The organism is Rhodanobacter sp. AS-Z3 (genome assembly GCF_029224025.1).
Lineage (GTDB): Bacteria > Pseudomonadota > Gammaproteobacteria > Xanthomonadales > Rhodanobacteraceae > Rhodanobacter.
Genome location: NZ_CP119392.1, coordinates 1,787,547 through 1,809,570, shown reverse-complemented (window position 1 = coordinate 1,809,570; position 22,024 = coordinate 1,787,547). Strand labels below are relative to the sequence as shown.

Below are 22,024 nucleotides of genomic sequence, written 5' to 3'. Positions count from 1 at the left end.
ACCGGTGTCAAATAGGTTATCCATCACCCAACCCCTTCGAGTACTGCGCACTGGACTGGCTGTGAGTGGGGCTACCGCTCAACAACCCCTCATAGCCGGCTAACGGTTGACCGATCTTGATGCCGTCATCATCGATGTGGAACAGACGCAGTTCGGTCGAATGGTTGCTGGCACGGATCTTCACCACCGCCATCATGCGCCGTAACCGGCCTTCCATCTCGATGTAACGCTGCACGATGATGGCGTCGGTGAGGAAGGCCGTGCCGTAAGGACTGAAGCGCAACTCGGTATAGCGGTCTTCCAGTTCGGAGGTCATCAACACGGTGACGCCGGTGGTCGCCAGCGCCGATACCATGCGCGATAGCGATTCACGGAAGTCCTCGCGGAAGGTCGGCGCCAGCGCGAGTTCGAAGCCAGACAACGAGTCGATGACCACCCGGGTCGCCTTGAGGCGGGCTATTTCCGCGATCAGCAGCGTGGCAACTTCATCCACCGACAAGGTCGATGCGCGGGTATCCACCACGCCAATGCGACCACTCTCGATCAGCTCGGCAATCCGGCGGCCGCGCGACTGGGTGGGTCGCTGTTCGAAGGCAGCGATAACGCCCGTCTCGCCAAGGCGCGCACCCTCGACCAGAAACTCCCCCGCCAGAATGCTCTTGCCCGACCCCGAAGGACCCGCCACCAGCAGGGAGAACCCGCGCGGCAGCCCACCGCACATCATCTCGTCCAGTCCAGGTACACCCATGGAGAGCCTGGCCGTGATCGGCAACGCCGGACTGTATGCGGTAGTTGCTGTCACCTTCGGCGGCGCAAATACCTGAACTCCGGAGTCATCAATGCGAAATGTATGCAGGCCCGGCAAGCTCGGCTGACCGCGCATCTTGGTGATCTCCAGCTTGCGCACCATCGAATTGCGCTGCGCGCTTTGCTGCAGGCTGATCAGCCCGTCCGCCACCGTGAACACCGGGCTGGGTTCGCTATCGCTGAAGTATTCGCCGATCAGGAAGGTCGTGGCCTGCCAGCTGGTCATCAATATGCCCAGTTGTTGCACGAACTGCTGCAGGCTGATGAAGCCGTTGCCATCGTCATGGCCTTGACCGGCCAGGATCACCGAGCGAAAGGAATCGACGAACACCAGCGATGGCGCGAACGCCTCCACCTCGGCGATGATTCTAGCCAGCACCCGACCCAGATCACCCGTGAGCATGTCGTCGGCAAGGTTGATGTAGTGGATCGAACGGTTGACCTTCTCGTTGTCGAAGAATTCGAACTGCTGCTGGTAACGCAGCATCTTCAACGGTGATTCGCCCAGCACCGTGAAGTACAACGCCGGACGTTCGGGCGTCGCCAGCGCGAACATCATCTGATGTGCGAGCGTGGTTTTGCCGCATCCGGGCGGCCCGGCGATCACGTTGAACGAAAACTCCGGCAACCCGCCGCCGAGTACCTCATCGAGCCCGGGTATGCCGGTCTGCATGCGGTGAATGGTGGCTTTTGCGTTGCTCATAGGGTGGCGTCCTGCTCGGTTTGGCCGCTTGAAGGTTTGTCCCATACGGGGCGAAGCAGCCGCTTGGTGAGCGACAAGCCGATCAGCGAACCGAGCAGATCCTCGAAGTTCTGCAGCAGGGCGATATTCGCCGCGACCGCTGTGGTATCTGGCTGCTGCACAAGCACGGCCTGCAAGGCGGCAAGAATGTCACCTTGCGTGTTGTCTTCCGCAATGATCGCCAGGCAGGGATGCGCTGCGCGCGTCATGTGGATGCTGCGTGTGAACAGCGCATCGACACCCGTCCGGCCAATGATCGGCGCCAGTGCGATACCGACGTTTTTCCACATTGCGACCGCCATCGCCGCCACGCGTGACGCATCGGCACCCATAGACTGGCTGGCGAAAAGGGCTTTCAGCATGGGCGTTTCAGATGACGTGGATGATCCATGACTTTTTCGGGACGAAAGAACCCGCGATGCAGGCGATGTGAGGCGTTGCGTGTTGGCGACCTTGCGCCGGCGCGGACACCGCACGTTCGCGTGATGGATAACGCTGAGATAGTGGCTGATTACAAATCGAGTTCGTACCTGACCAACGTGGCATCGTCGGCGACGGCGTGATGGCTAAAGCCCAGCTCTTTTGCCAGATCCCGCATGGGCAGGTTGACCGCGCTGTCGATCGAAAAAAGCTGTGCGAAACCCTTCTCGCGCGCCACGCTGATCAGATGCTTCATGAGGGTCACACCCAAGCCGCGATGGTTCCATTCGTCAGAAATGGTGATCGCGCACTCGCAGCGCTGGCCATCGGGCTCTGCCGCGAACCGGCTTACACCAATTTCGCGCAGATGACCGTCGTCGTGAACGAGCGCAACGAAAGCCACTTTTCGCGAATCATCGATATCCAGCAACTGATCCAGCAGCGCTTCACTGGGCCGCTTGAAATCACCCAGAAAGCGGAAGCGCCTGGACTCGGGCGACAACGCCATGATGAAGTCAGTTTCAAGCTGGCGATCTTCCGCACGGATGGGCCGGACCAGTACGCGGGTGCCGTCACTCAACTTGTCGATCCAGTGGTCCGACTTTGCGGGATCAGGAGCATGCCGGGTCAACTTCGTTTCAACCTGAATCTGTGGCATTTGCATGGGTGTCTCCGCAACGTTGCGCAACAGGATGGACCGTCAAACGCGCCCACTGTCCACGCTAGCCGTCCTGACGGCAGCGCAAAAGGCTCGGAAACTACTCATGCTCTGGCGGCGGTCGCAGCACGGCCTCAAAGGTCGGAACTGAAGCACCACCGGCGTCAACAGTTGGAACAGAGACCACCCGGCTCCGCAGGAATTTTCGCACCGCCGCTTGATGTGTGACGGCCGGTGCCCGTGTTCTTCACGCCCTGCACACCGCATTACAACAAGCGGAGTAGAGTCCAAGCGAGTTCCTCTTCGGAACGCCTTCCAGAGAAGTGATCATGTCGGCAAGCCGTCCACTCAAGACGGGAACGGGCCGGCCAGAAGCCGCCAAGGCCTCCGCTCCCGATGCCCGTTCCAGCACCCTGTCCGGCCGCTTTCTTGTGGTGGGTATCGGCGCATCCGCAGGTGGCCTGGATGCGGCACGGCAGCTTTTGCGCGCGCTGCCGGCGGATAGCGGCATGGCCTTCGTCCTGGTTCAGCACCTGGACCCGAACCATGAAAGCATGATGGTTGAACTGCTGGCCAGCCACACCGCCATGGCGGTATGCCAGGCTGCCAACGGCATGCAAATCGAGCCCAATCACTTCTATGTCATTCCGCCGGGTACTTATCTGGCAGTCGATGACGGCGCCCTGCACCTCTCGGAGCCGCCGGTCCGTCACGGCGGGCGCCTGCCTTTCGATTTTCTGCTGCACTCGCTCGGTGAAGCTTATCGGGACTGCGCGGTATGCATCGTCCTTTCGGGCACCGGTGCTGACGGCAGCATCGGGCTGAAGACCATCAAGCAAAACGGGGGTCTGGTGCTGGTGCAGGAGCCGAAGGAAGCCGGCTACGACGGCATGCCGCGCAATGCTGTCCTCACCGGAGCGGTCGACCACGTACTGCTGATCGACAAGATGCCCGAGGTCCTGGCCCGCTACGGCAAGCGGCTGCCGGCTGGCAGCAGCATGCTATCGGACGCTGCAGCGGCCCCCGAGGAAGGCAGCCTGACCGCGATCATCGAGCTGTTGCGCGAAACGACCAAACATGATTTTCGCCTGTACAAAAAGGGCACGCTGCAGCGGCGTATTGAACGACGCATGCTGATTGCAGGTGTCGAAACCCATCACATGGATGAATACCTGCAGCTCCTGCGCAAAGATGGCCACGAGGCTGAGCTGCTGGCGAAGGACCTGTTGATCAACGTGACCCGTTTCTTCCGCGATACCGATGTGTTCGACACGCTGGCCACCACGATCATTCCCGACATGATCAGGGCGCACAAAACCGATCAACCCCTGCGAATCTGGGTTCCCGGTTGCAGTACGGGCGAGGAAGCCTATTCGCTGACCATACTGTTTCGCGAAGCCATTCAGGCTGAAAAAAAGAATATCAAACTGCAGATCTTCGCCTCGGACGCCGATGCTGACGCCGTAACCAGTGCTCGCGAAGGCCTGTATGCGGAAACCATCAAGGCCGAAGTGTCGGAAGAGCGACTGCAGCGCTTTTTCTCGAAAGACGAACACGGCTATCGGGTGCTTCCCGACCTGCGCGGTGCCGTGGTGTTTACCGTGCAGGACGTGTTGAGTGACCCGCCGTTTTCGCGGCTGGACATGGTGTCCTGCCGCAACCTGCTGATCTATCTGGGTGCAGATGCGCAGACCAAGGCCATCGCGTTGTTCCACTTTGCGCTCAAGCCCAATGGCGTCCTGTTGCTGGGCAGCTCGGAAACCGCCGGTCACATCGACGCTCGATTCGAGGTGATCTCCAAGCCGGCACGTCTCTATCGCCGTATCGGCCACAGTCATCCGGGCGAGCTCAATTTCCTGCTCGGTGCGAATGACGACGAGCCATCGAGGACGCGCCCCGCACCGAGCCAGAGCCACCTGCGTCAGACGGCCCTGGCAGAGCTTTGCCGGCGCAGCGTGATGGAAGCTTTTGCGCCAGCGGCCGTTCTGATCAACCTGAAGCATGAGTGTCTCTATCACCTGGGCCCGACAGGTCGCTACCTGCAGGTGGCTCCGGGCCACCCCACGCACGACTTGTTCTCGATGGCGTCAGCGGGATTGCGCAGCAAGCTACGTTCAGCCATCCAGTTGGCCAATCAACCATCGGGGCGGGCTACGCTGGAAAACTGCAGCAGCGGGCACGGCACGAATCTGGTGCCTTTCGGTCTTGACGTACGAAAAGTGGCGAGCGGTGGGGAAACCTTCCTGCTGGTCTGTTTCGTCGACGAGAGGCCTGGTGGCGTCAGCGCGAAGTCGCCAGTGACACCAGGCGATGCTCCGCGCATCAACCAGCTTGAACACGAACTTGAAGCCACCCGTGCGGAACTGCAGGGCGCGATTCAGGACCTGGAAGCGTCCAGCGAAGAGCAGAAGGCCATCAACGAGGAGGCGCTTTCGGTCAACGAAGAGAGCCAGTCCACCAATGAGGAATTGCTCACCTCCAAAGAGGAGCTGCAATCACTGAACGAAGAACTGACCGCGCTGAACGGGCAGCTGCAGGAAACCCTGGAACACCAGCGCACGACATCCAACGATTTGCAGAACGTGCTCAACAGCACGGACGTAGCCACGATTTTCCTCGATACCGAGCTGAAGATCCGCCTCTACACTCCCGCGACCAAGGCACTTTTCAGCGTCATCCCTGGCGACATCGGCCGGCCCCTGGCGGATCTGCGTTCGCTGGCGACCGATGGGGAACTGCTCGCCGATGCGCGCACGGTTCTGCACAAGCTGGTTCCGATCGAGCGCGAAATTGAATCGCGCAGCGGCGTGTTTTTTGTGCGGCGAATTCTTCCCTATCGCACTGACAACAACGGCGTCGAAGGTGTCGTAATAACGTTTACCGACATCACCCAGCAGAGACATGGCGAACAGTCGCTGGTCGCGGCCAAGCAGGAAGCCGAATCGGCCAACGCTGCGAAATCGCGCTTCCTGGCCGCGGCAAGCCATGATCTGCGCCAACCGCTGCAAACGCTGAAACTCCTGCAAGGTCTTTTGCTGAACACCGTCGAAGACGCGCAGCAGCGCAAGCTGACCGGCCGTATCGGTGACGCCCTCAGGGCGATGTCCGGCATGCTCAACGCCTTGCTCGACATCAACGAGATCGAATCCGGCCAGGTGCAGCCGCATGCTGTCAGCTTCCCGCTCGTCGACCTCATGGAACGGTTGGGCGACGAGTTCAACTATCACGCCTCCTCGCAGGGGCTCACCCTGCACGTGGTGCCATGCCACCTGGCCATCCAAAGCGATCCCAGGCTGCTTGAGCAGATGATCCGCAATCTGCTTGCCAACGCGCTCAAGTACACCAGGCAGGGACGCATACTTTTCGGTTGTCGCCGACACAAGGGCTGGCTGAGCATCCAGATCTGGGACACCGGTCCGGGTATTCCGCCCGAGCAGTTGCAGCCCATTTTCGAGGAGTTCCATCAACTGGACAATCCGGCGCGCGAACGCTCCCGTGGCCAGGGCCTGGGACTGTCGATCGTGCAACGCCTTGGCAACCTGCTCGGCCATGAGATTCGCGTGCGGTCCGTGGTCGGCAAGGGCTCGATGTTCGCTATTGACGTAGCACTGGCGCCGCTGGAAAACGCGGGAATGCTCCCTCTGAAGGGTGCTTCGGCACTCGATGCCAATGGCAATGCGGCCCGGCACACGGGCATGATTCTGGTGGTCGAGGACGAACCCGATTTGCTCGAACTGCTGGGCTCCATTCTCAAGGGCCGCGGGCATCAGGTGGCACTCGCAGCCGATGGCATCGCTGCGTTGGACTGGATTGCCAAGGGCGGCGTGCAGCCGGATCTGATCCTCACTGATCACAACCTGCCCCGCGGAATGACGGGATTGCAGCTCATCATCAAGCTGCGCGAAAAGCTTGGCCGCGACATACCGGCCATCGTGCTTACCGGTGACATCTCCACCCGGACCTCGCGCGAGGTTGCGTTGGCACACTGCACGCAATTGAACAAGCCAGCCAAGCTGAAAGAGGTTACCTACGTGATTCAGCGCCTGCTGGCGTCAGCGCAGCCGAGGTCAACCCTGCGCCGCGTGGACAGCAACCTGACCGACATTGAAAGCGACGAACCTTCCGGCCCGAGCCTCATCTACGTTGTCGACGACGATGGCGTAGTGCGCAAAACATTGCGCGAGGTACTGGAAGCCGCTGGACACCTGGTGAAGGACTTCCCGTCATGTGAAGCCTTTCTGGATGCCTATAAACCCGGCCTTGGGTGCTGCCTGCTGGTTGATGCCAATTTTCCCGGCATGAAAGGCATTGCCTTGCTAAGGCACCTGCGTGACCTCGGCAACAAGGTGCCGACGATCGTGATTACCGGAAGCAGCGACATATCCCTTGCCGTCGATGCCATGAAAGCCGGGGCAACCGACTTCATTCAGAAGCCATTCGAACGTACTGACCTGCTCGAGAGCATTGCGCGAGCGATGGATCACACCCGCGACGCCAACAAACTGGCCGCATGGCAACATGCCGCGTTCGACCATATCGCCGACCTCACACCCCGGCAGAAGCAGATCATGGATCTGGTGCTGACCGGTCAGCCCAGCAAAAACATTGCCGTGGATCTGGGGATCAGCCAGCGTACGGTGGAAAACCACCGTGCCCAAATCATGAAACGGACGGGTTCAACATCCATCCCGGCGCTGGCGCGGCTGGCGGTGGCTGCGTCGACCGAGGATGCCGCCCTGCCGCCGCCGGTTTCCTGACCGCACGCGATCGTTTGTGCACGATGGGACTCGCCTCTCGTGCCGGCACAGGCATGCAGCCCGGTCGAATGCGACGGTATCGCTTGCCAGGGAAAGGCGAGCTGCCACCTTCCTCCGCCAAGTGCGAAGAAGGAACTGCGGCCTGTTACTCCGCTTGGGTGCGACGCAACCCAAACCAGCGGAACGCGCGTTGTCAGCTACTCCCTGGGCGCAACAGCCCGACGTTCTGTCTGCGTGACGACTCCGCGTCATTTGACGGTAGCTCGGCAGGTCGCGGCAAAAAGTGCATGTTGAAACGAGCGAACGGCGGCAGCGCCGTGATGGCGCTGACGAACGATGGAAGGCGCAAAGCACCAGCCAGACAACGCGCGACGCGTGAGCTCTGCCCTGACCTACAATGACGCAAACCCCCGACAGCTCCGGATTTCCCATGCGCCCGTTTCGCGTCAAACGCTACCTGCTCACCGGCCTGCTTACCTTCATCCCGTTGTGGGTGACCTGGCTGGTGTTCAAATTCATCCTCGGCATGCTGGCCGGCATCGGTGCGCCGCTGGTGGCAGGGTTTCTCAACACGCTGGCGCTGGTGGCACCGCACGCCGCTGAATCGCTGAAGATGGAGTGGCTGAACTTCATTCTGGCGTTGTTGATCACGTTGGTGGCGCTGTACCTGCTTGGCTTTATTGCGAACCGGGTGATCGGCCAGCGTTTTCTCAGCGCGTTCGATGGCTTGCTGGCGCGCATTCCACTGGTGCAGACGATTTACGGTGGCACCAAGAAATTGATGGCGGTGCTGCAGAACAAGCCCAGCGGGATGCAGCGCGTGGTGCTGATCGACTTCCCACGGCGCGGCATGAAGGTAGTGGGCTTTGTCACGCGGGTGATGGTGGAGGAAGGTACCGGTCGCGAGATGGCGGCCGTCTATATCCCGACCACGCCCAACCCCACGGGTGGTTATCTGGAACTGGTGCCGGTGGACGAGTTGACGCCGACCGACTGGACCATGGATCAGGCGATGGCCTTCATCATTTCCGGTGGCGCGGTGGCGCCGGAGACCTTGCCCGCGCCGCCGGCACATCTGCGTCACGGCGAAACGGAGCCACGCGCATGAATCTTCGCCACCTTGTTTGCTTCGCCCTGCTCGGCACTGCGGCATTTTCAGCACATGCCAACAGCACCGGCAAAACGGACTGGACCACGCCAGCGGAAGCCGCGCAGTTCCGTACCACGCCGAGCTACGCCGACACGGTGGCGTATCTGCAGCGACTGCAACGCGCGGCGCCTGGCATCATCCGCCTGGAAACTTTCGGCAGCACGCCGGAAGGCCGGCCGATGACGGTGGTGATTGCCAGTGGCGACGGCACGTTTGATCCGGCCGCCGCACGCGCCGCGCACAAGCCAGTGGTGCTGGTGCAGGCCGGCATTCATCCCGGTGAGATCGAGGGCAAGGACGCCGGGCTGATGTTGCTGCGCGATATCGCGATCACGAAGAAATATCCACACGTGCTCGACCGTGTGGTGCTGGTTTTCATCCCGGTGTTCAGCGTGGACGGCCACGAGAATTCCAGCCCGTATCACCGCATCAACCAGAACGGCCCGGACCGCATGGGCTTCCGCGGGCAGTCGCAATACCTCAATCTAAACCGTGATTACATCAAGGCCGATGCGCCGGAAATGCTGGCCTGGCTGAAGCTTTGGCAGAAGTGGCTGCCGGATTTCCTGATCGACGTGCACACTACCGATGGCGCGGACTATCAATACGACTTGACCTGGTACACCGAAGATCCGCACAAGCTTGATCCGGCGGTAAGCGACTGGCAGCACGACGCGATCGTCAACCGCGCGATGCCTGCGTACGAGAAGCGCGGCCATCTCGGCTCGGTCTATCTGGAGTTCAAGGACGGCACGGACCCCCGCAAGGGCATCGTGAATTTCGGTTCAGGTCCGCGCTTTTCCACCGGCTATGCCGCGCTGCAGAACCGCCCGGCACTGCTGATCGAAACACACATGTTGAAGCCGTATGCGAACCGCGTGCATGCGGTCTACGACCTGGTTGAGTTGATGCTGGAACAGGTCAATCGCGATCCGAATGCCCTGCTTGCCGCCACCACCAAGGCCGATGCGGACACCATCGCACGCGCTGGCGAAACGAACGCCTCGGTACCAATCACCTTCAAGGCTGATCCCGCATCCGCGCCGTATACGCTGAAAGGTTTTGCGTTCACGCTGACCCACAGCGACATCTCCAACAGTGAGTGGATTCACTACGACCCGAGCCAGCCGAAGACGTACACCATCCCGAACTGGAACGGCCTGTTGCCGGATATCTCCATCACGCCGCCGGCTGCCTACGTGGTGCCGCGGCAGTGGACGCAGATCATCGACAAGCTCGACGCGCACGGCATCACCTACCGACGTACCAGCGCGCCGGTGACGATTCATGCGACGGGCTATCAACTGGATGACCCGCGCTGGGCGGACAAGTCATTTGAAGGTCATCTGATGCTGCGCGATTTCAAGCTGCAGACCGTGCCGCGCGACGTGACCTTGCCCGCCGGCTCGGTGATCGTGCCGATGAACCAGCGCGCCGCCAACGTGGCGATCAACCTGCTGGAACCGCAAGCGCCGGATTCGCTGCTGCAGTGGGGCTTTCTGAATGCAACGTTCGAGGCCAAGGAATACGGCGAACCGCGCGTGCTGGAAAAACTGGCGCGCGAGATGATGGCGAAGGACCCGGCCCTGAAAACCGCGTTCGAGCAGAAGCTGCACGACGACCCCGCGTTTGCGGGCAACAGCTACGCTCGACTGCACTGGTTCTTCCTGCGCTCGCCCTGGTACGCCGCGCAGCAGGTGGGCGACTACCCGGTGCTGCGCCTGAATGCTGCGCAGCTCAAGAACTTGTCCACAGCAGCCTCTGCCGCCCACCCCTGACCTATGACACTGGGCCATTCGTGACGTTTGGCCTAGCTTCAACGGTCTTGACGGCTGCTGTGGGGACGGTAGCTGTTGATGTACATCCCCTGGCCCCACGCCAGGCATCCATTTTTATCTGAGGGACATCCATGACCAAGCAGTATTTGAAGCCCATCGCGCTGGCAATCAGCGTGGCCTTTGCTCTGAGCGCCTGCGGCAAGCAGGAATCGGCCCAGCCGCCCGCCGCTACCGCGCCGGCCACTGCCGCCACTGCCGCCACTGCCGCCACGACCGTTGCCACCGCCGCCGCAGTCGACAGCAAGAGCATTTTCGACGTCAGCGAGCTGGACCCGAAAATCAATGCCTGCGCGGACTTCAATGGCTTCGTCAACAGCCAGTGGGTCGCTGCCAACCCGATTCCGGCCGACCGTACCCGTTGGGGCGCGTTCGACAAGCTGGCCGAGGACAGCCTGAATACCCAGCACAAGATCGTCGAGGACGCCGCCAAGGGCGCCGACCAGGCAGCCGCCGGTTCGATCGAGCAGAAGATCGGCAACCTGTACAATTCCGGCATGGACGATGCGGCCATCGAGAAAGCCGGCTTTGATCCGATCAAGCCGAAGCTGGCCGAGATCGACCAGCTGAAGAACGGCAAGGACGTGGTCAGCTTCCTCAACAAGAGCTTCGCCGAAGGCGACGCCCAGGTGTTCCAGTTTGGTGCCGGCGCCGACTTCCAGCACGCCGACACACAGATCGGCTACACCTATCAGAGCGGCCTGGGCCTGCCGACCAAGGATTACTACACCGACCCGAAGCAGGCAGACGTGCGCAAGGCCTACCTCGACTACATTGCCAAGACACTGGAGCTGACCGGCGTGTCCGCCGACGACGCGAAGAAGCAGGCCGATGCCGTGATGGCGTTCGAGACAAAGCTGGCGGATGCATCGCTGGCGCCGGTCGAAATGCGCACGCCGGAAAATCAGTACCACTTCGTCAGCGTCAAGGACGCCGACAAAGTCACCCCGCATTTCAGCTGGGAGAACTTCTTCAAGGCCCAGGGCGTGACCATCGACAAGGGCTTCTCGCTGTCGCAGCCGAAATTCTTTGCCGAGTTCGACAAGCTGCTGACCAGCGCACCGATCAATCAGTGGCAGGCCTACCTGCGCTTCCACGCGATTGATGACGCGTCCGACGCACTGAGCAAGAATTTCCGTGACAACAAGTTTGCGTTCTATGGCAAGACCCTGGGCGGCCAGCCGGAACAGAAGCCGCGCTGGAAGCAGGTACTGGGCGCGGTCAACGGTTCGATGGGCATGGCGCTGGGCGAGTTGTACGTCAAGACCGAGTTCACCCCGGAGGCCAAGAGCCGTGCCGAAGAGCTGGTCACCAACGTGCGCAACGCACTGAAGGCACGCATCGAGAACCTCGACTGGATGAGCGCCGAGACCAAGGCCAAGGCGATCGCCAAGTGGGATACCTTCCTGCCGAAGATCGGCTACCCCGACAAGTGGCGCAGCTGGGACGGCCTGACCATCGTGCCGGACAACTACTACGCCAACCTCGAAGCCGCATCGAAGTTCAACTATGCCTTCGACCTCGCCAAGATCGGCCAGCCGACCGACCGCAAGGAATGGGGCATGACCCCGCAGACAGTCAACGCGTACTACAACCCGACCGACAACACGATCAACTTCCCGGCCGCGATCCTGCAGCCGCCGTTCTTCGATGCCAAGGCGGATGACGCGATCAACTACGGCGGCATCGGCGCGGTGATCGGCCACGAAGCCAGCCACGGCTTCGACGACGAAGGCAGCCAGTTCGACGGTGCCGGCAACAACGTCAACTGGTGGAGCAAGGACGATCGTGCGAAGTTCGATGCACGTACCGCCAAGCTGGTGCAGCAGTTCAACGACTACACACCGATCAAGGATCAGCCGGACGCACACGTCAATGGCAAGCTGACCCTCGGCGAGAACATCGCCGACCTGGGTGGCCTGAACGTGGCCTATGACGCGCTGCAGGTGGCCTTGAAGAACCACCCGGAAGAGGCCGGCAAAAAGATCGACGGCTACACCGAAGACCAGCGCTTCTTCCTCAACTGGGCGCGTGTGTGGCGCGGCAACATCCGCGAGAAGCAGGCGCTGCTGCGGCTGAATACCGACCCGCACGCACCAGCTTCGCTGCGCGCGATCGGCGCACCGTCGAACATGCCGGCGTTTGCCACTGCATTCCAGTGCAAGCCGGGCGATACGATGGTGCGTGACGCCGACAAGCAGGTGAAGATCTGGTAATTCGGCAAGCACCACCGGCGCAATGCAGCGCGCCGTGAAATGCCCAAGGCCCCGCATGCAGATGCGGGGCCTTTTTCTTGCGGCCGTCGGACCCCTGACCTTTGACACTGTATGGGCCATGACGTTTGGCCTAGCGTGGGCAAGTTAGGCTCGCGCCCGGGGGGCCAGGCGACGCGTTCCGACCAACACCCAACCGAACTTCCATCAGGGGACATCCATGACCAAGCACTATCTGAAGCCCGTTGCACTGGCACTCGCCGTCAGTCTGGCGCTGGGCGCCTGCGGCAAGCAGGAGCCGGCCGCGACGGCACCAGCCGCTGCCAGCACGGCACCGGCAGCCGCCAACGCCAACGCCACCGCCGCGGCTGACCTCGGCAAGAGCATCTTCGACGTCAGCGAGCTGGGCGACAGCAGCCAGGCTTGTCAGGACTTCAACAGCTTCGTCAACGCGAAGTGGGTCAAAGCCAACCCGATTCCGGCTGACCAGACTTCGTGGGGCGCGTTCAACATCCTGCATGAAAAGAGCATGGCCGAGCAGCGCGAGCTGGCGGAGAACGCGGAAAAGAACGCCGACAGCGCCAAAGCCGGTTCGATCGACCAGAAGATCGGCTGGCTGTATCACTCCAGCATGGACATGGACGCGCGCAACAAGGCCGGCTTCGAGCCGATCAAATCTGATCTGGCCGCCATCGACGCATTGAAGTCCGACAAGGACGTGCCGGCATGGCTGAACCAGTCCTTCGCCAAGGGCGATGGCGCGGTGTTCGAGTTCGGTGCGGGCGCCGACTTCAAGAACGCCAAGATGCAGATTGCCTACACCTCGCAGAGCGGACTCGGCCTGCCCACGCCTGACTACTACACCGACGCCTCCAAAAAGGACGTGCGCGATGGCTACGTCAAGTACCTCGCCAAGCTGTTCGAGATGACCGGCAGCAGTGCCGCCGATGCGAGCAAGCAGGCTGATCTGGCGATGAAGTTCGAAACCGATCTGGCGCAGCACTCGATTGCGCCGGTGGACATGCGCAAGCCGGAAAACCAGTACCACTTCGTGACCGTGGCCGAAGCGAACAAGATCACCCCGCACTTCGACTGGAACGCGTTCTTCAAGGCGCAGGGCGTCACCATCGACAAGGGCTTCTCGCTGTCGCAGCCGACCTTCTTCACCGCGTTCGACAAGCTGGTCGCCAGCGCACCGATCGACGAGTGGAAGGCCTATCTGAAGGCACACACGATCTCCGGTGCCGCCTCGGCGTTGTCCGAACCGTTCGTCGACGCGCAGTTTGATTTCTACGGCAAGACCCTGCGCGGCCAGCCGGAACAGCAGCCGCAGTGGAAGCGTTCGCTGGGCTCGGTCAACCGTGCGATGGGCCAGGCGCTGGGGCAGTTGTATGTGGCCAAATACTTCACGCCGGAAGCCAAAGCCCGTGCGGAAGAGCTGGTCACCAACGTGCGCGAGGCACTGAAGGCACGCATCGAGAATCTCGACTGGATGAGTGCGGAAACCAAGACCAAGGCGCTCGACAAATGGTCCAAGTTCCTGCCGAAGATCGGCTACCCGGAAACCTGGCGCAACTGGGACGGCCTCACCATCGGCAAGGACAGCTACTACGCCAACATGCAGGCGGCCGGCAAGTTCAACTATGACTACGACATCGCCAAGATCGGCAAGCCGACCGATCGTCAGGACTGGGGCATGACGCCGCAGACGGTCAACGCTTATTACAACCCGACCGACAACACGATCAACTTCCCGGCCGCGATCCTGCAGCCGCCGTTCTTCGATGCGCGGGCGGACGATGCGATCAACTATGGCGGCATCGGCGCAGTGATCGGCCATGAGGCCAGCCACGGCTTCGACGACGAAGGCAGTCAGTTCGACGGCGACGGCAACAACGTCAACTGGTGGAGCGATGCCGACAAGAAGCAGTTCGAGGCGCGCACCGGCAAGCTGGTGGACCAATTCAATGCCTATGCACCGTTTGCCGATCACCCGGAGATGCACGTCAACGGCAAGCTGACCCTGGGCGAGAACATCGCCGACCTGGGCGGCATCAACATCGCGTATGACGCACTGCAGACGGCCTTGAAGAAGAACCCGGCCGAAGCGGGCAAGAAGATCGAGGGCTACACCGAAGACCAGCGCTTCTTCCTCAACTGGGCCCGTGTGTGGCGGGGCGATATCCGCGAGAAGGCGCAGATGGTTTATCTGAACGCCGATCCGCATTCGCCGGAGAAATTCCGTGCGATGGGCGCGCCGTCGAACATGCCGCAGTTTGCCAATGCGTTCCAGTGCAAGCCGGGTGACGCGATGGTGCGTGACGCCGACAAGCAGGTGAAGATCTGGTAATTCGCCAACTACCTCGGTCGCAGTCCATCGCGACCTGATCAAGCCAAGGCCCCGCATGCAGATGCGGGGCCTTTTTCATGGCGTTTCACCCGTACCTCGTTTCATGTATTGCAAATCATTCTCATTCTTAATATCGTATCCACCTTCGCCACGGGCTTCGTCGCCACTGTGCGGCGAACCCACTGCCAGCCGCATCCAGAAAGTTGAACGTCGGACGAAACGACGAACGCTGATTTCCCTCGGCGCGTTTTCGGCCGGCTCGAAATCCTGCATCCAGCCACTGCAAGGCACTTGCATACGCCAGACCCGCCAGGCCCTGACTACATGCAAACCCTGCACTTTATGGAGTTCCCATGACACCGATCAAATCACGCAAGCACGCTGTCGTCTCGCGCAAGCCAGCCACAGCGATGCACGTGCTGAGCACGGCAACCCTGCTCACTGGCCTGGCGTTGGCGCTACCCGCCGCAGCTACCGACGTTACCGAAGCGCAAGTGGCCCACGCGAAAAATCTGCCCGGCGTGAAAGTGGAAGCGGTTACCGGCAACGACTACCGCGTCGATACGCTGTCGTCGCCGAAATTCACCCAGCCATTGCTGGATACCACGCAGACCGTCAGCGTAATCAGCAAGGAACTGATCCAGCAGCAAGGCGCCACCACGCTGACCGAGGCGCTGCGCAACAGCCCGGGCGTAGGCACGTTCTACGTCGGCGAAAACGGCAGCACCAGCACCGGCGACAGCATCTACATGCGCGGCTTCGACACCTCCGGCAGCATCTTCGTCGACGGCGTGCGCGACCTCGGTTCGATCTCGCGCGACGTGTTCAACACCGAGCAGATCGAAGTGACCAAGGGCCCCGCCGGCACCGACTACGGTCGCACCGCACCCACTGGCGCAGTCAACCTGGCCAGCAAGCAGCCGCAGCTGGGCAATGGCGTTTCCGGCTCGCTCGGCTATGGCAGCGGCCAGCACCGGCGTGCCACCGCCGACTGGAACCAGACCCTCGGCGATACGTCGGCATTCCGTTTGAACGTGATGGGTCAGGACAGCGGCTCACCCGGCCGCGACCGGGTCGAGGCCAACCGCTGGGGCGTCGCACCGTCACTCGCGTTTGGCCTGAAAACACCGACCCGCGTCTATATCGACTTCCTGCACGTGCAGCAGAACAACGTGCCCGACGGCGGCGTGCCCACCATCGGCCTGCCCGGCTACAGCAGCCCGGATGCCACCCGGCCATTCCTCACCAACGCAGCGATGGTGGATTCGCAGAATTTCTACGGCACCACATCCGACCATGATGATGTCAACGCCGACATGTTCACGGTGATCGTCGAGCACGACTTCTCGCCGAACGTGGCGCTGCACAACATCACGCGCTGGGGTCGCACCCATGAGGATTATCTGCTGACCTCGTTCATGGGCAGCACGGCGAATTTGCTGACACCAAATGTGAATGATGCTTCGACGTGGACGCTCGCGCGCAGCAACCCGACGTTCAAGAACCAGACCCATCGCGTCCTCACCAACCAGAGCAACGTCACCGCGAATTTCGAAACCGGTGCGATCACGCACAACCTCAGCGCCGGCATCGAGTTGTCGCAGGAAAAGGCCGCGACCACCGGGACGGCTGCGCTCGCCGGCAGCGCGTGGCCCGCGGCCAACCTGTACCACCCCGACGCCGATGTCAGCGGGTTGCTCTACGCCGCCAATGGCGCTGACAGTCATGGCCAGACCGACACCGAAGCAGCCTATCTGTTTGACACACTGAAGTTCGGCGAGCAATGGCAGGTCAATGGTGGCCTGCGCATGGATCACTACAAGACCGACTTCAGCAGCAGCGTCATCTGCGGCAGCCGCGGCGCACCTGTCTGCGGCGCGCTGCCGGCGGGCAGCGTGGTACCCGGGATCGACACCAGCAAGTCCGGCAACCTGCCGAACTACAAACTCGGCCTGCTGTACAAGCCCAGTGCGAACGGCAGCATTTACGCGAACTTTGCTGTGTCGCAAGAGCCGCCAGGCGGCAACACACTCACCCTCAGCGATCGCAGCAACAGCGCCGACAACCCGAACTTCGATCCGCAGAAAGCACGCACGGTCGAACTGGGCAGCAAGTGGGATCTGCTCGGCGAAAAGCTGCTGCTGACCGGCGCGCTGTATCGCACCACCGTTACCAACGATCTGGTGCAGGACCCGGTGGACTTGCAGTACTACCAGATCGGCAGGAAACGCGTGCAGGGCATTGAACTGAGCATGGTGGGCAAGCTCAGCGACGACTGGGCGGTGAGCGCCGGCTACACCACGATGGATGCCTCGGTGATCAGCGGCAAGGCCGTCTCAAACGATGGCTCCAGCGATCTGGCGTACACACCGAAGAGTGCGTTCACTGCATGGACCACCTATCACCTGCCGTTCAACCTCACCATCGGCGGCGGCGCACGTTACTCCGGTGAAATGAAGCGCGGTACCGACGGCGCCGTCGGCACCCCGGCGTTCACCGAGGCTTATTGGGTGTTCGACGCAATGGCCAGCTATCCGGTCAACAAGCACTTCGACCTGCAACTCAATCTGTACAACGTGTTCAACACGGACTACGTCGCGGCGATCAACAAGAGTGGCTACCGCTACACGCCAGGCACGCCGCGGGCGGCGATGCTCAGCGCCAATATCCGCTTCTGATCCTGCGTCTCACAGCCCTGCTTCGACCGCCGAAGCAGGGTTTCAGGAATGGCCATGCTGCTGCACATCCCCGACGTACTCACCCTCGAACAGGTTGGCCGGATTCGCGCCGAGCTGAATGCTGCCGACTGGACTGACGGCCGTGAGACGGTCGGCATGCAAGGCGCCAGGGTCAAGCGCAACCAGCAGCTGCCGGATAGCTCACCGCTGCGTCTGCAACTCGGCCAGCTGATCCTGCGTGCACTGGCCAGCAACCCGCTTTACCACGCCGCGGCGCTTCCGCTGCGCACCCTGCCGCCGCGCTTCAACCGTTACGAAGGTGGTGGCGAATACGGCTTCCATGTCGATGGCGCGGTGATGGCCCTGTCTGCCGACATGCAAATGCGCAGCGATGTTTCCTGCACGCTGTTCCTCAGCGAGCCGGACGAATACGACGGCGGCGAACTGATCGTCAGCGACACCTACGGCGAGCACGAGGTGAAACTGCCCGCGGGTGACCTGATCGTGTATCCCTCCAGCAGCCTGCACCGAGTCACCCCGGTAACCCGCGGTGCCCGCGTGGCCTCGTTCTTCTGGGTGCAAAGCCTGATCCGCGACGACAGCCGACGGCGATTGCTGTTCGAACTGGACAGTTCGATCCAGAGCCTCACCCGAACCGCCGCGGATGCGGCTGCGCTACTGCAACTGACGGGCATCTACCACAACCTGCTGCGCCAGTGGTCGGAGACCTGAGCAGGATTGATTGCAAACAACGGTTCCCACCACGCGCCGCGGGGCGGATAATTGTCGACCCCCTGCAAAAATGCGGCTGAAACATGTTTGTTCCTGGTCAACGCTGGATCTCCTCCGCTGAACCCGAGCTCGGCCTCGGCACCGTATTGCGCGTCGAAGGACGCGGCGTGCAGGTGCTGTTCGCCAAGGCCGGCGTGCTACGCCCTTATGCCATCGACTCCGCACCGCTGCTGCGCGCCGAATTCCGCGCTGGCCAGCGCGTTGCCGGCAAGGGCATCGCGTTCCTGGTCGAGCGGGTGGAGATTCGCGATGAGCTGCTGATTTATCGCGGCGAAGGGCGCGAACTGGAAGAAGGCCAGCTCGACGACGAACAGAGCGTCAGCCAGGCCGACGATCGCCTGATCGGCGGCCGTACCGATACCGTGGCGCATTTCGAATTGCGCCTTGAGGGACTCAAGCGGCGCGCCGAAGCGCGTCGCTCACCGATGTGGGGCCTCGGCGCCGCGCGTATCGGCCTGGTGCCACATCAGTTGCGCGTAGCCGGCATCGCCTCGGCCCGGCGGCCGCCGCGCGTGTTGCTGGCCGACGAAGTGGGTCTGGGCAAAACCATCGAAGCGGGCATGATCATTGCGCGCCAACTGGCCACCGGCCGCGCCTCGCGCGTGCTGCTGCTGTTGCCCGACACGCTGGTCTACCAGTGGTTTGTCGAGATGCTGCGCCGCTTCAACCTCAGCTTCGCGATCTACGACGAGGAACGCTGCGAGGCGCTGACGCAATCCGACGATGAGCAATCCGGCGATGCCAGTAATCCGTTCGAGGACGAGCAACTGGTGATCGCCGATTTCGGCTTCCTGGAAGGCTCGCCGAAGTACGCCAAGCAATTGCTGGAGGCGCCGTGGGACCTGCTGGTGGTGGACGAAGCTCATCACCTGGCGTGGTCACCGGAAGCGGCCAGCCCGCGTTACACGATGGTGGAGAAGCTGGCTGCCGCCATTCCTGGCGTGATCCTGCTCACCGCCACGCCGGAACAGCTCGGCCGCAGCGGCCATTTCGCCCGCCTGCGCCTGCTCGACCCGCAGCGCTATCACGATCTGGACGGCTATCTGGCGGAGGCTGAAACCTATCAGGCGCTGTCGAAAATTGCCGACCGCCTGCTCGATGGTCAGCCGCTGGACGACGTGCAGCGCACGACGCTCGCCGATGCGTTTCACGGCGACAAGGCACTTACCGCACAACTGGCCGACTCGACCAAGCCGGCCAATGCGCGCGAACTGCTGGCTGCGCTGATCGACCGCCACGGTACCGGCCGCGCGATGTTCCGCAACAATCGCGCCGGCGTGGGCGGCTTTCCCAAGCGCCTGCCCGAATGGCATTTGCTGGACGCCGACACCGTCGATGAAAGCACTCGCCTGTCCCTGCTGGCCGAGTTCCACGCCGATATCCAGCAACCGCCCGCGCTGATCGAAGTGGATTACAGCACCGACCCGCGCGTGGACGCGCTGATCACCGTGCTGGAGCAACATCCGCAGGACAAGTTTCTGCTGATCTGCCGCAGCCAGGCCAAGGTGCTGGCGCTGGAAGAAGTACTGCGCACGCGCAGCGGCGTCGGCGTGGCACGTTTCCACGAAGGCCTCGGCATCATCCAGCGCGACCGCAACGCCGCGTACTTCGCCCAGCCGGACGGTGCACGCCTGCTGCTGTGTTCGGAGATCGGCTCGGAAGGGCGCAACTTCCAGTTCGCCCACCGACTGATCCTGTGGGACTTGCCGCTGGACCCCGACCTGCTCGAACAGCGCATCGGCCGCCTCGACCGCATCGGCCAGAAGCACGACATCAACATCCACATCCTTGCCGTGGCCGATAGCGCCCAACACGTGCTGGCACGCTGGTATGACGAAGGCGTGGATGCGTTCCGCATGAGCCCGGCCGATGGCCGCGAGCTGTTGCGCCGCTACGGCGAACCACTGACGCGACTCGCCGACGAACACGCTCGTGGCGACGACAACCGCGACCAGGAACTGGACGCGCTGCTGACCGACACCCATGCCAGCCACGAACAGATGGCCGAACTGATCCGCGGTGGTCGCGACCATCTGCTGGAACTGTCGTCCAGTCGTGACCTGCATGCCGACGAACTGCAGCAGGCGTTCGCCCGCGAAGACCACGACCCCGGTCGCGATGCCTTCGTGCAGCACCTGCTGGAAGCCTTCGGCATCCATCCCGAAGAGCTCGGCGGCCAGGTGCTGCTGCTTGATCCGCAATACCTGTCTACGGACGCCCTGCCCGGCTTCGCCGATGGTCCGCAATCGGTCACCTTCGTGCGCGACGTGGCACTGGCGCGCGAAGAACTGCCACTACTGCGTCTCGATCACCCGCTGGTAGCTGGTGCCATGGATCTGGCGCTGTCCGGCGAACAGGGCAACGCCGCGTTCATGGTGGATGACGTGTTGCCCGCGCGTACCGCGTTGCTGCAAGCGGTATTCCTGCTCGAATGCGTGGCTGACCGGAAGCTCGATGCCGAACGCTTCCTGCCGATTCTGCCGATCGTGGTCACGGTAGACACCCGCTTGGTCGAACGCGCCGATTTTGCGCCCAGCGAGGTCGCACTACGCAAGGCGCCCGACCGCAATATCGAGGTGGTGCGTTACCGCAAATTCCTCGGCAAGCTGGTGCCGCCGATGCTGGAGCGCACCGAGGCACTGGCGGGCGTACAGGCGAAAACACGTATCGAAGAGGCCACCGAATTGGCCACCAGCGTGCTGGATGCCGAGCTGTCGCGCCTGCTGGCGTTGCGTGCAGTGAACCCGTCGGTCAGCGAAGCAGAAATTGCTGCCGTGGTTGCCGAACGCTCCGCCTTGCTGGAGGCACTGCCACAGTCGCGCCTGCGCCTGGATGCGGTGCGCTTCGTGGTCAGCGCGGACTTTCTCGCGCTACGCTGACGCCTCTGCACACACAGCAACGCCGTAGGGCGGGCACTGCCCGCCGCCGTTTGTTCGATCTCGCCAAAAAAGCCAGAAGCCGGCGGGCAGTGCCCGCCCTACGCAGCCGGTGCCCCATCGCTTAACGCATCAGGCGCCGCTGCGGCTTCCACGGCAGGCGCCCGCGCCAATACTGGATCAGCACGATGCCACCAAGCATGCCGCCAAGGTGCGCAAAATGGGCGACGCCCGGCTCGATCCCGGTCACGCCCATGGTTAACTCCGCCGCCGCGTACAGAGTCACAAACAGCCACGCTGGGGTCGGGATCGGCAGGAAGATCAGAAACACCTTTTCCTGCGGATAAAGCATGCCGAACGCCAGCAACAGGCCGAAGATGGCTCCCGACGCACCGAGCGTGGGGCCATACTGCGCAGGCGGAAAGAACCACAGCACCGCCAGCTGCAGCAACGAAGCGGCGATCGCACAGACGAAATAGTAGATCGTGAAGTTGCGCGCGCCAAAGGTCCGTTCGATAGTGCCGCCAAACATGTACAGCGCCAGCATGTTGAAGGCGATATGCATGTAACCACCGTGCATGAACGCGCTGGTGACCACCTGCCAAATCTCGAACAGGCCCGAACCGAGCGGCCACAGTGCGAAGTGGACCAACAACATTTGACCCATCACCTGCTGCAGCAGGAACACGGCCACATTGGCGATCAGCAGGTTGCGGGTGACAGGTGGCAGATCAAAGGGCATCAGC

At 62.1% G+C, this 22,024-nt stretch carries 12 protein-coding genes; 8 read left to right on the top strand and 4 right to left on the bottom strand.

Going from position 1 to position 22,024, the window contains the following annotated elements; translation table 11 throughout:
- Positions 1-16: 16 nt before the first annotated feature.
- From PY254_RS07835 to PY254_RS07825, 3 genes are all read right to left on the bottom strand, one after another.
- Positions 17-1,510, bottom strand: a complete 1,494-nt coding sequence (locus PY254_RS07835; protein ID WP_281014899.1) for an ATPase domain-containing protein — start codon at positions 1,508-1,510, stop codon at positions 17-19.
- On the bottom strand, positions 1,507-1,911 hold the full coding sequence (locus PY254_RS07830; protein WP_281014898.1) for a hypothetical protein: 405 nt from the start codon (positions 1,909-1,911) through the stop codon (positions 1,507-1,509). Before PY254_RS07830 ends, PY254_RS07835 begins: the two co-directional genes overlap by 4 nt.
- 149 nt (positions 1,912-2,060) lie before the next feature.
- Positions 2,061-2,633: a GNAT family N-acetyltransferase gene (locus PY254_RS07825; protein ID WP_281014897.1), complete on the bottom strand. Its 573-nt coding sequence runs from the start codon at positions 2,631-2,633 to the stop codon at positions 2,061-2,063.
- Between the two features lie 323 nt (positions 2,634-2,956).
- Here PY254_RS07825 and PY254_RS07820 point away from each other — a divergent pair, with 323 nt between their 5' ends.
- From PY254_RS07820 to rapA, 8 genes are all read left to right on the top strand, one after another.
- A complete protein-coding gene (locus PY254_RS07820) occupies positions 2,957-7,384 on the top strand; it encodes a chemotaxis protein CheB (protein ID WP_281014896.1) in 4,428 nt (1,475 codons plus the stop codon).
- Positions 7,385-7,814: 430 nt separating this feature from the next.
- Positions 7,815-8,492: a DUF502 domain-containing protein gene (locus tag PY254_RS07815; protein ID WP_281014895.1), complete on the top strand. Its 678-nt coding sequence runs from the start codon at positions 7,815-7,817 to the stop codon at positions 8,490-8,492.
- Complete coding sequence (locus PY254_RS07810) at positions 8,489-10,312, top strand: M14 family metallopeptidase (protein WP_281014894.1); 1,824 nt, start codon at positions 8,489-8,491, stop codon at positions 10,310-10,312. The genes PY254_RS07815 and PY254_RS07810 overlap by 4 nt, the downstream gene beginning before the upstream one ends.
- Before the next feature lie 131 nt (positions 10,313-10,443).
- A complete protein-coding gene (locus PY254_RS07805) occupies positions 10,444-12,585 on the top strand; it encodes a M13 family metallopeptidase (protein ID WP_281014893.1) in 2,142 nt (713 codons plus the stop codon).
- A gap of 217 nt (positions 12,586-12,802) precedes the next feature.
- A complete protein-coding gene (locus PY254_RS07800; protein WP_281014892.1) occupies positions 12,803-14,932 on the top strand; it encodes a M13 family metallopeptidase in 2,130 nt (709 codons plus the stop codon).
- 353 nt (positions 14,933-15,285) lie between these two features.
- Positions 15,286-17,610, top strand: coding sequence for a catecholate siderophore receptor Fiu (locus tag PY254_RS07795; protein WP_281014891.1), 2,325 nt, complete (start codon positions 15,286-15,288; stop codon positions 17,608-17,610).
- Between the two features lie 54 nt (positions 17,611-17,664).
- Positions 17,665-18,342, top strand: coding sequence for a Fe2+-dependent dioxygenase (locus PY254_RS07790; protein ID WP_281014890.1), 678 nt, complete (start codon positions 17,665-17,667; stop codon positions 18,340-18,342).
- 83 nt (positions 18,343-18,425) lie between these two features.
- The gene (gene rapA, locus PY254_RS07785) at positions 18,426-21,281 is read left to right on the top strand and encodes an RNA polymerase-associated protein RapA (RefSeq protein ID WP_281014889.1); all 2,856 of its coding nucleotides are present in this window, start codon (positions 18,426-18,428) and stop codon (positions 21,279-21,281) included.
- A 121-nt stretch (positions 21,282-21,402) separates the two neighbouring features.
- Here rapA and PY254_RS07780 read toward each other — a convergent pair whose 3' ends face one another.
- Positions 21,403-22,020, bottom strand: a complete 618-nt coding sequence (locus PY254_RS07780; RefSeq protein ID WP_281014888.1) for a rhomboid family intramembrane serine protease — start codon at positions 22,018-22,020, stop codon at positions 21,403-21,405.
- Positions 22,021-22,024 lie beyond the last annotated feature (4 nt).